The sequence below is a fragment of the Paenibacillus sp. FSL M7-1414 genome, from assembly GCF_038003195.1.
GTDB classification, from domain to species: Bacteria; Bacillota; Bacilli; order Paenibacillales; family Paenibacillaceae; genus Paenibacillus; species Paenibacillus amylolyticus.
This window is the reverse complement of sequence record NZ_JBBOOS010000001.1, coordinates 3,066,463-3,077,854: the sequence shown is the minus strand read 5'-3', so window position 1 is coordinate 3,077,854 and position 11,392 is coordinate 3,066,463. Positions and strand designations below refer to the sequence as shown.

Sequence of the window (11,392 nt, the reverse complement as noted above, 5' to 3'; positions counted from 1 at the left end):
AGATAATCAGAAGAAAAAACAAAGAATCACAGGCCACGGCCTGTGATTCAACGTAAACGGGAAAGCGAGTATAACACTTATTTTTAGGTCAGATGATTGAAAATGACAGACTGATCCCGTTTACCCTGAACCAATAGTCAGAGCCTTTGAACGTATTCAATTACCGATTCAAAGGAAGGAAGCGCAGTCTCATCGCATGTGTCATGTTCAATAATCCACCTTTCATTATCATGTAATAGATGTACAAATCTAATTATAATTTTCCAATTCCACCATGTCAACGGAACCATGAAAACACTACACCCTCGGATTAGTACATCAATCTACTTTTGTTCCTGGCCATTTCCGCTACTTAATTTCAATAGAAGTTCCTGGCTATGAACCTGACCTGTAGCCTGTGGAATCACTTCTTCGTAGTTGGCTGAGTTGGTTACTATAATTGGCGTTACCGTATGATAACCAGCAGCCTTAATCTGTGCAATATCGAATTCAAGCAACAGATCTCCCGCTTGGACCCTGTCGCCTTCCTTGATATGGGACACAAAATGCTGTCCGTCCAATTTAACGGTATCAACTCCCACGTGAACCAATATCTCAGCACCGGTGTCTGATACTACAGCCAAGGCATGTTTTTTCTTGAATGCAACGGTAACTGTGCCGTCAAAAGGCGCTACAACTCTGCCCACAGTTGGCTCAATCGCAATCCCTTTACCCATTGCTCCCGATGCAAAGGCCGGATCCGGAACTTCCGACAATTCAACAATCGTTCCTTCAATTGGGCTAAATACAATTTCGTCCGAAGCATTCGTTGCACGAACAGATTGCTGATCGGATGTCGTAGATTCGGTTTTTATTTCTTCTTCAACCGGATCTTTGAAGCCCATGATGTACGTTAGTACAGCCGAAACAACAAAGGATACTACGATACCCAGAATCAATCCTGGGAAACCTTGTCCACCTGGTCCGTAGAAGATTGGCAGGGTCAGCAACCCTGGTGCACCGGATGCAAATGCCAATGTGCCCGCTTGACCAATGATAGCTCCACCAACTGCACCACCGATTACTCCTGCAATGAATGGGCGTTTCAGTGGTAATGTTACCCCATAGATAGCCGGTTCCGTAATACCGAACAGAGCCGTCAACGTGGATGATCCCGCCAATGTTTTCAGTTTTTTGTTCTTGGTTTTCAACATAACCCCAAAAGCAGCACCCGTTTGGGCAAAGATCGAAGCCGTGGCAGCTGGTTTAACACCATCCTGTCCATACACTGCAACGTTATTAATAAATACCGGAATAAGACCCCAGTGTATTCCGAAGATAACGAGCAACTGCCAGCTTGCACCCATAACGGCTCCTGCGAGCAATGGACTGAATCCAAATGCGGCAACCAGTCCAGCTGCAATTCCATTACCAACGTATACGCCAAATGGTCCAAATACAAGCAATGTCAGAGGTACCATAATCACTAGCAAAAACAATGGCGTAACAAAGTTTTTCACACTATCGTGAAGTGTTTTATTAAAGAACTTTTCCAACTTGCTCATGACAATGACAGCTAAAATGATAGGAATAACTGTAGATGAATAGTTCATCAAGATGACAGGGATACCGAAGAAATCCGTTGGTGTTCCCTCTGATTTCAACGTGACGATGGACGGATAGATCAGTGCTCCTGCAATCGTCATCGCGACAAACATATTTCCCTGGAATTTACGTGCTGTTGTAACCGCTAACAACAGAGGCAGGAAATAGAAGAGACTATCTGCTGCTGCATACAAGATCGTATATGTTGTTTCTGTCGTTTCCAGCCATCCAATATTGCTCGCAATCAACAATAACCCTTTTAGAATACCGGCTCCCGCCATAACACCCAGAAGTGGTGCAAAGATGCTGGATATGATATCGATAATCCCCCCGAGCCCTTTGGCTGCTTTGCGAGGTTTTTCTTTATCTGACGAATCGTCCAGAATGTTACTGATCTGTCCAATGGCACTATAGACTTCAGGCACCTTGTTACCAACAACCACCTGGAATTGTCCTCCATTTTCTTTGACTGCGATGATGCCTTCTGTTTTCTCAAGTTTGGCTTTGTCTGCCTTGGCATCGTCCTTCAATACAAACCGTAATCGTGTTGCACAATGAACCAGCGATTCCACATTTTTCTCACCGCCAACCAGTTCTACAATCTCTTTGGCCAGTTTCTCTTGACTCATACTCTGCACCCCCACTTTTTCTCAAACAGGCCTCTTACCGATTTTTTTGCACGCAAAAAACCTAAGCCTTGAGCAAGGGGACACAATGGTCCTGTCCTTCTCATGACTTAGGTTTTGCCTGCATAACCAGTAACAATCCCAGTTAAATCGTATTCAATTCCTGTTAATCACATATTATTATAATAAAACCATTTTTGTCAACATTTAAATATTATCGATTAACCACTCGTTCGATATGAACCGTCAGATACAACTTTTCTTCATTGGTCAGCTCATGGTTGTACTCTTTTTTGACAAACAACTCAATTTTCTCCGTACACGCTGCGGCATCCGGATGTTTCTCCTTGATCATGTCATAGAAATGATCATAGTTGTTGTCGTAATGCGTACCACTGAGCACACGCTGGGAGAAGAACTTCAGATGTGTGATAAAGCGAAAATAACTGAGAGAGTCCTCATCAAATTCCATTTTGAAATGATATTTCGCTATATTAATAATCTGCTGGATAAACTTCGTAATATTCATCGTTGTAATAACTTCTTCGTTCATCTCTGCGTTGACAATATGAAGAGCAATAAAAGCGGCTTCATCGGGTGGAAGCTCAATATTCATACGAGTGTTGATCTGTTCCAGCGTCCTCAGGCCCAGTTCGAATTCGGGCTTGTACAACTGTTTGATCTCCCACATTAATGCGTTCTTGATCTCCACGCCTTCCCGATAACGTTCAATCGCAAAGTTAATATGATCCGTAAGAGATACATAGATGTTCTCATTTAATTTTCGGCCCAGATTCTCACGCGCATACGTGATGATCTCTTCCACAATTTCAATCAGTTCCATCGGAACTTCGCGCAGCAGCATTTTGAAATTATCGGATGTTTGTTTGTTTTTCAATGCAAATACTTTCTGGATGCGGGTCTCGTCTACTTTATCCCCCGGCTTTTTCTTAAAGGCAATCCCACGTCCCATCACCACAAGCTCTGCTCCATCCGCTTGATAGATGCTAATGACGTTATTGTTGATAACCTTTGCTATTTTCACTTCAATCCCCCCGTCACGTTCCACTCTCTTGGCAGTTATACATCGTCTTTTGGGCATACAAAAAAAAACCTGAAGCATCACAAAATAAACAAGACATGGTGGTCTGCTTTTTTTGGTGCTTAGGTTTTGCCTACGTCGTGTAGTAACAATCCCAGAAACGATATAATTGCGTCAAGTATAGCGCGAACCTGACTATATGTCAACGCTTTCAATGTGAGGACAATCGGAAGTCCCATGGTTATATAAATTGAACTAGAGAATATTTACACTAACTACTCCGATGACAGAACAACCTTCCGATCGCTGTTATCCCCAGCTTTTTTATGTCCTCTCCGTTTTGTGTAAATGTTTAGTTCAATTTATATAGCTGAAACTTCCGATGTTTTATTGCCGTACAAGACCATTTTAATTCAGAAAAATATAAATTACGCGTCACCCAAGTTTGTTCCGTTGGATTCGATCACATTTTTGTACCACTCAAAACTCTTCTTCTTCAGTCGTGTCAGCTCACCTTGACCTTCATTATTACGATCCACGTAAATGTAGCCATAACGTTTTCTCATCTCACCTGAGGAGGCACTTACAATATCAATAGGTCCCCAGCTGGTGTAACCGATGATGTTCACTCCATCCTGAATGGCCTCACCCATTTCAGCTACATGTCGTTTCAAGTAGTCAATCCGGTACGCATCATCCACTTCACCTTCCGGTGTAACCTCGTCATTGGCACCAAATCCATTCTCAACAACAAACAGCGGCTTCTGATAACGATCATGTAGTTGATTGGCGGTAATGCGGAATCCTATGGGATCAATCGTCCAGCCCCACTCGGACTTCGCCAGATATGGATTGGCTACCGAGCCAAATACATTACCACTGGTCATATTTTTGATAACTTCCGGATCGGTACTGGTTGTACGACTTGAATAATAACTGAATCCGATATAATCTACGGTATGATTCTTCAAGATTTCCGCATCACCCGGCTGCATAACAATGTTCAACTCGTGATCTTTGAAGAAACGTTTGGCATAACCCGGATATTCACCACGTGACTGCACATCGATGAAGAAATAGGACTCTCTATCTTTTTCCATGCCCTGGAACACATCTTCCGGATTACAAGTATACGGATAGAAGCTTCCTGCGGCGAGCATACACCCAATCATGGCACCAGGAATAATCTCATGACATGCCTTGACTGCCAGTGCACTTGCAACCAGTTGGTGGTGAGCAGCCTGATATTGAATTTCCTTGATGTTATCCCCTTCATTAAACGCCAGCCCCGCCCCAAGGAACGGAAGATGTAACAGCATGTTGATCTCATTAAATGTCATCCAGTATTTCACCTTGTCTTTGTACCGAGTGAATACCGTTGTAGTGTATGTCTCGAAAAGAGTTACCAGTTCACGACTTCTCCAGCTGCCATACTTCTCGATCAGATGCACAGGCACATCAAAGTGAGCCAATGTAACCACAGGTTCAATGCCGTTTTTCAACAATTCATCAAATAGATTATCGTAAAATTGTAATCCGGCTTCATTTGGCTGTGCATCTTCTCCTGTCGGGAAAATCCGTGCCCAAGCAATGGAGACACGCAGTGCTTTGAATCCCATTTCGGCAAATAAAGCAATGTCTTCAGGGTAACGGTGATAAAAATCGATTGCTTCATGCGAAGGATAGAACTCGGTAGCAAGCGGCGTAAAAGCTGGAACATTGCCTTTCATAATGCTTCTGCGGTTCTCTCCTGTTGGCAGCAAGTCAACAATACTCAGCCCTTTGCCATCTTCCAGATACGCGCCCTCCGCCTGATTGGCAGCAATGGCTCCACCCCACAAAAAGTCTTTAGGAAACTTAAAATTCGTCATCATCATTCTCCTTCCAAATATGTAATTCAGCTACCCGCTCAAATCGTTAGAATATTAAAAAGACAAAATAGAAAAAACCCGAACCAGCCTGGGTACACGATTACGTGTAAACAAGCCAGCTCAGGTTATGCCCATATCGGTAACATTCCCAGATCATGATTATGCGGATTGGATAAAACTTTAGCAAGAATCAGAACAGTTGTCAACTTCTTGAAACCGGTTTAGCTTCGGATTGCCCACTACGATATTTGATAGAACGCAGCACATGTGCCGCCAAGAATCATCTGTTGATCTAGTATAGGTAAGGCATTAATGTGAGAATTAATAAGACCATATACTTCAGAATACGTAGCTGAAACGTTGCTCACAGGCCAGTCGGACCCAAACATTAACCGTTCCGCACCAAAGGCTTCAATGGCGATATTCAGATAGGCTGTAAAATCCTTTGGATTCCAATTTACCCAGTCTGCTTCCGTCACCATCCCTGAAAGTTTACAGTACGCATTTGGTTGTGCGGCCAATGACTCAAGCGCTTCTTTCCAGGGTGAGAGTATACCTGATTTTATGTCGGGTTTGGCTAGATGATCAAGTACAAATCGCTGTTCAGGAAACGTCTTAACCAGTTCAACGGCATAAGGCAGTTGCTCCTTGGATACCAACAGATCATAGGCCAAATCATACTCCTTAAGCAATGAAATTCCGCGCTGAAAGTCTTCTCTCAATACATACTTCAGATCAGGTTCATCCTGTATGACATGTCGTACGCCCTTCAGATACGGATTGGACGCGAACAGTTCAAGCTGATTCCGAACTTCATCCGAACAAAGGTCCACCCATCCGACAACACCTTTGATACATTCATGCCGATCTGCCAACTGCAGAAGCCACTCGGTTTCTGTCAGTGATTGTCTGGCTTGTACCGCAATACATCCATCCAGTCCGGATTGGATCAATAAAGGTTCAAGATCTTTTGGAAGAAATGATTGACGAATGACTTTCATCTCTTCTCCAATCCATCCGTACTCGGCGACGTTGTATTCCCAAAAATGTTGATGTGCATCCAGCTTCATATTAGATCCCTCCCAGGGTATTTAAATCTAATTATCATTTAAAAGCAATCACTGATTTTCACATGATTTTTATTCCAATTGTGCAGGTATTGTCCAATATTAAATCATGATATAGTAAATTACGAAAACGCTTTCAGTGCATAAATCGGTGGTGATTCTAGTATTAAAGAAGTGAATTTTTGTTTGCGTTGAGCTCTATTTCCACCCTGCTTAACCGCTATTCACGTTTAACCATTCTCTATTCGAAGGAGACTATATTAATGAAAAAAAACCGCAAATCAGTCCTTTCTCTTACGCTTGTGACTGCCATGATTCTATCTCTATTCTCCTCGGCTATGGCTTCAGCTGCAACTGACAACAGCGAACAGGCCAATGCATCACCCGCTCCAAGCAAAATGCAGACCTATGTAAACGCCATGGAGCCTGGCTGGAATCTGGGTAACTCTCTGGACGCCGTTGGTGAAGATGAAACTGCCTGGGGCAACCCACGCATTACGAAGGAACTAATTCAGTCGATCGCAGATGAGGGCTACAACAGTATCCGTATTCCTGTAACCTGGGAAGCCCATATCGGTGACGCACCCGACTACACAATTGATTCCGCTTACATGAATCGGGTTCAAGAAGTAGTAAACTGGGCCCTTGATGCGGATCTCTACGTCATGATCAATCTTCACCATGATTCCTGGCGCTGGATCAGTTACATGGAGAAAGACCATGACAACGTGCTTGCACGTTATAACGCTGCTTGGACTCAGATTGCGGACAAATTCAAAGATGCATCCGATAAACTCATGTTCGAAAGTGTTAACGAACCACGTTTCTCCGAAGGCGGCACAACAGATGCAGCGATTGGATATCGCATGCTGGACGAATTGAATACTTCTTTTCACAAGATCGTAAGAACTTCGGGTGGAAACAACGAGACACGTCCTCTTGTACTTCCAACGATGCATACCTCTTCCGCTCAACCTGATCTGGATGAACTGAATAAGACCATTCAAAAATTGAATGACAGCAATATTATTGCAACCGTTCACTACTACGGGTTCTGGCCATTCAGTGTGAACATAGCAGGTTACACCAAGTATAACGAGGAAGTACAGAAGGACGTTACCGACACTTTTGATCGGGTATACAATGCTTTTACAGCGAAAGGCATTCCGGTTATCGTTGGTGAGTATGGCTTGCTTGGTTTTGATCAACACACAGGTGTCATTGAGCAAGGCGAAAAACTGAAATTCTTCGAATTTGTTGGACAATATCTGCGTCAAAAACAGATGACAACGATGTTGTGGGATAACGGACAACACTTCGGTCGCACAAGTTTTACTTGGTCTGATCAGGAATTGTTTGATACCATGAAAGCCAGCTGGACAGGTCGCTCATCCACAGCCGAAACGGATCTCGTATATCTTAAACAAAATGAAGCCATTCAAGATAAGAAGGTAAAACTCAATCTGAATGGGAACAAATTCAATTCGTTGAAAAATGGCACTACCCCTCTTGTAAGAGGTAAAGACTATACGATTAAAAAAGATGTGCTTACGTTAAAATCCAATCTGTTAACCAAATTGACAACCTCTGGTGATTTGGGCGTAAATGCCACACTCACGGCTGGATTCAATGAAGGTGCTGACTGGAACTTCAATATCATTAAATATGACACACCTAAGTTGAACGATGCAACTGGTGCAACCAGTGCATTTGCCATTCCGACTACGTTTAACGGGAACCAACTGGCAACGATGGAAGCAACATATGCAAACGGAGAAAACGCCGGTCCACAGAACTGGACTTCGTTCAAAGAATTCTCCTACACATTTAGCCCAGATTACGAACGTAATGTGATTGAGCTGAAACCTAACTTCTTCAATGAAACCAATGATGGCGAAGTTACGCTTAAGTTCCATTTCTGGAACGGAGATGTGCTGACGTACAAAATCACGAAAAATGGAACCAGCGTTGTTGGTGTAACTTCCAAATAAGAACTCATCTAACGTTCTGTACAGAGCTTTAAGCTCTGGCAGAACGTTTTGTTTTTGTTTCACAATTGATTGAATAACGTACAAGTGGCCCTTCATACCTTTACACTAACTAGGATTGAGGGGGAAATGTCATGTTTAAACGTGTAGACCGTCTTGCCATCGAACTACCCATATCCAATAATCCGGACCCTAATGGAGCTAGTGCAGTTCAGGAGTTGCTTGGTGGAAAGTTCGGGGAAATGTCAACATTAAATAACTATATGTTTCAGTCATTTAATTTCAGAGGTAGATCCAAGCTGCGTCCATTTTATGACATTGTTGCAAGTATTACTGCGGAGGAATTCGGCCATGTCGAACTTGTCGCCAATACGATTAACCTCATGCTTGAAGGTTCAACATCACCAGGTGACCCAGACTCCACACCACTGCGTGTTGGTAAAGACGCACGGATGACTTCACACTTTATCGAATCGGCCCAGACAGCGCTCCCGTATGACTCCATGGGAAGACCCTGGAATGGTTCATATGTTGTGAGCAGTGGCAATCTGATCTTTGATCTGCTGCATAATTTCTTTCTTGAATGCGGAGCCAGAACTCACAAAATGAGAGTCTACGAAATGACGGACAACAAAACAGCCCGAGAAATGACAGGTTATCTGCTTGTTCGCGGCGGTGTGCACGTTCTGGCGTATGCCAAGGCACTGGAAATTGCAACGGGCGTTGATGTAACAAAGATGTTCCCTATTCCGCGACTGGATAATAAAGCTTTTGAAACGACACGTAAGTGGGAAGCGAAGGGTGAGCACCGCAGGTTGTACACGTTCAGCGACAAGGATTATCAGGGCATTGCCCAGATCTGGAAAGGGACACACCCAACCGATGGTGGTAAACTGGAGGCTTTTGCAGGCTTGCCGGGGTATGGAGGGCCAGTGCCTGAGCTACCTGATCTGCCGGAAGAATTTGCGCCAGGGATATCCGCGGAAGATCTAATGCAGATTGCCGAGCGACTGAAACGTCACGCTGGTCTGTAGGATCACGATCAACGTTTGTTTTTCATGGGCGTCGATTGGATAACCGTAAACTGGTGCTACCTTGTGTGCTGGAACTCTTTGTTTAATTAGATTATTGATGATCTGTTTCTTTGATTTCTTATGGCGCACACAAAAAAGGGAAACGGGGGAGATACATCTCTCCCCGCTTCCCACTTTACACGCCTCTATTGTGGCTCAGTAAATTTCACTACCAGCACCGTTTCCCCATTGGCTTGCACACGACCGGTTGAGGCTGCTGTAACAGTTGCTATCGCTTCGTTTCCACTTGGGATCAACACAGGTGTAATCAAAGGTAGACCCGCAGCCTGAATGACATCCATGTCAAATTCGATCAACAATTGACCTGCAGTTACACGATCTCCGCTATTCACATGTGCGGTAAAACCGTTTCCTTTCAGTCCAACCGTATTAATTCCGATATGAACCAACATCTGTACACCTGTCTCATGCTCCAGAATCACCGCATGTTTACTCTTGTTCATGACATGTGCGATGACACCATCAAACGGTGCATATACTTTGCCTTCTGATGGCTCGATGCCAACGCCCTCACCCATATGTTTTTCCGAGAACGCCGGGTCAGGAACCTGCTCCAGAGCAACGACGGTACCGTTCATTGGCGAAGCGATTTCGAGAAAATCTACCTTAGGACGATTGCTTGTAACGGCATCGGTAACTGAATTAATACGCGGATTAAATTCCTCTGCTTTAAGTTCAGTTGATGTTACTCCACTGTTCTCATGGCTCACCGATTCTTCTGCGACCGGTTGATCCTTATATCCGAAGAACCAGGTAAGTGCAAATGCAATCGCCATGGCAACCACGTTGGACAAGATATACAACGGCAGTTGGCTGTTCAGATAGAGCAGTGTACCGGGAATAACCGTTACAGCCATGCCTGTACCCTGCAGATGGAACAAGGAAGCGATGAAACCACCTACACCACCACCAACAAGTCCCATAATAAATGGTTTCATATAACGCAAGTTAACTCCGAAGATCGCTGGCTCCGTAATGCCCAGAAATGCGGACAAGGAAGAAGGTAATGCGAGTGCTTTGAGTTTCATATTTTTGGTCTTCAGACCGACTGCGAGACAAGCCGCTCCTTGTGCTGCCATGGCACAGGTAATGATGGCGTTGAACGGATTGAATCCCGTTTTCTCCAGTAGCTGAATCTCCAGGAAATTAAAGATGTGATGTACACCGGTAACGACAATAATCTGATGGAAGAATCCAATGATAATACCTGCGATTCCAAACGGCAGATCCAATACGGCAGTTGTTCCATGCAGCACCCACTCTTCTAGGGAATGGAATACGGGACCAATGGCGAAAAGTCCAAGCGTAATCATGACTGTCAACGTAATAAAAGGAGTCAGAATTAAATCCAGTGCCTCGGGTACCCGTCTTCTTAGTACCTTCTCAAACTTGGCTCCAATCAAACCTACAAAGAACGCAGGCAGAACCGAACCTTGATAACCCACGACAGGTATAAAACCGAACATATGCAGCGGCTGGGCTGATCCATCTGCCACCGCGTAAGCATTGGGTAATGCAGGATTGACCAGCATTAGCCCCAGTACGATACCAAGTACTGGACTTCCGCCAAATACGCGGAATGCGGACCACGCTACAAGTGCAGGTAGAAATGCAAATGCGGTATCCGTCAGGATTTGAGTGAACAACAGGAAATTGGCCGAGATATCATCCGGTGTTGCACCGAATAACGCCAGAATTTCATTCTGGGTAAGTAATCCGCGCAATCCCATGAACAGTCCTGTAGCTACCAGTACGGGAATGATGGGTACAAATACGTCACCAAACGTGCGGATAGCCCGTTGAAAAGCATTTCCTTCTTTTTTCCCCTGACTCTTCACATCTTCCTTAGACGTTCCTTCGATGCCCAGCTTCTCAACCTCTTCAAAGATTCGATTCACTGTTCCCGTACCAAAGATAATCTGATATTGACCTGAGTTGAAAAAAGCACCTTTCACCTTCTCGATGTTCTCGACCGTTTTCTGATCAATTTTTTCTTTATCTTTCACCATGATGCGAAGACGTGTTGCACAATGTGCAAATGATGCGATATTCTCTTTGCCCCCGATGGCATGAATGACTTCCTGGGCAATCCGTTGATTCTCCGACATGTTATCTCATTC

At 44.2% G+C, this 11,392-nt stretch carries 7 protein-coding genes; 2 read left to right on the top strand and 5 right to left on the bottom strand.

Features of this window, described 5'->3' with window-relative positions; all coding sequences use genetic code 11:
- Window positions 1-323: 323 nt before the first annotated feature.
- The 4 genes from MHH92_RS13445 to MHH92_RS13430 all read right to left on the bottom strand — a co-directional run bounded on the left by MHH92_RS13445 (window position 324) and on the right by MHH92_RS13430 (window position 6,193).
- Window positions 324-2,213: a beta-glucoside-specific PTS transporter subunit IIABC gene (locus MHH92_RS13445; protein WP_340904210.1), complete on the bottom strand. Its 1,890-nt coding sequence runs from the start codon at window positions 2,211-2,213 to the stop codon at window positions 324-326.
- A 211-nt stretch (window positions 2,214-2,424) separates the two neighbouring features.
- A complete protein-coding gene (licT, locus tag MHH92_RS13440; RefSeq protein ID WP_215075086.1) occupies window positions 2,425-3,255 on the bottom strand; it encodes a BglG family transcription antiterminator LicT in 831 nt (276 codons plus the stop codon).
- Window positions 3,256-3,680: 425 nt separating this feature from the next.
- On the bottom strand, window positions 3,681-5,123 hold the full coding sequence (locus tag MHH92_RS13435; RefSeq protein ID WP_340907675.1) for a 6-phospho-beta-glucosidase: 1,443 nt from the start codon (window positions 5,121-5,123) through the stop codon (window positions 3,681-3,683).
- A 239-nt stretch (window positions 5,124-5,362) separates the two neighbouring features.
- Window positions 5,363-6,193, bottom strand: a complete 831-nt coding sequence (locus MHH92_RS13430) for an amidohydrolase family protein (protein WP_340904203.1) — start codon at window positions 6,191-6,193, stop codon at window positions 5,363-5,365.
- Window positions 6,194-6,453: 260 nt separating this feature from the next.
- On the opposite strand from MHH92_RS13430, the gene MHH92_RS13425 reads away from it, so the two are divergent.
- Entirely contained in the window at window positions 6,454-8,181 is a 1,728-nt protein-coding gene (locus MHH92_RS13425) for a cellulase family glycosylhydrolase (RefSeq protein ID WP_340904202.1), read from the top strand.
- 131 nt (window positions 8,182-8,312) lie between these two features.
- Window positions 8,313-9,212: a manganese catalase family protein gene (locus tag MHH92_RS13420; RefSeq protein ID WP_339187735.1), complete on the top strand. Its 900-nt coding sequence runs from the start codon at window positions 8,313-8,315 to the stop codon at window positions 9,210-9,212.
- Between the two features lie 185 nt (window positions 9,213-9,397).
- On the opposite strand, the gene MHH92_RS13415 is transcribed toward MHH92_RS13420, so the two are convergent.
- Complete coding sequence (locus MHH92_RS13415) at window positions 9,398-11,380, bottom strand: sucrose-specific PTS transporter subunit IIBC (protein WP_340904199.1); 1,983 nt, start codon at window positions 11,378-11,380, stop codon at window positions 9,398-9,400.
- Window positions 11,381-11,392: the final 12 nt, after the last annotated feature.

Excerpts from the sequence above, each read along its gene's own strand:
- MHH92_RS13445 (WP_340904210.1), bottom strand. The coding sequence starts at position 2,213 with ATGAGTCAAGAGAAACTGGCCAAAGAGATTGTAGAACTGGTTGGCGGT.
- MHH92_RS13435 (WP_340907675.1), bottom strand. The coding sequence starts at position 5,123 with ATGACGAATTTTAAGTTTCCTAAAGACTTTTTGTGGGGTGGAGCCATT.
- MHH92_RS13430 (WP_340904203.1), bottom strand. The coding sequence starts at position 6,193 with ATGAAGCTGGATGCACATCAACATTTTTGGGAATACAACGTCGCCGAG.
- MHH92_RS13425 (WP_340904202.1), top strand. The coding sequence starts at position 6,454 with ATGAAAAAAAACCGCAAATCAGTCCTTTCTCTTACGCTTGTGACTGCC.
- MHH92_RS13420 (WP_339187735.1), top strand. The coding sequence starts at position 8,313 with ATGTTTAAACGTGTAGACCGTCTTGCCATCGAACTACCCATATCCAAT.
- MHH92_RS13415 (WP_340904199.1), bottom strand. The coding sequence starts at position 11,380 with ATGTCGGAGAATCAACGGATTGCCCAGGAAGTCATTCATGCCATCGGG.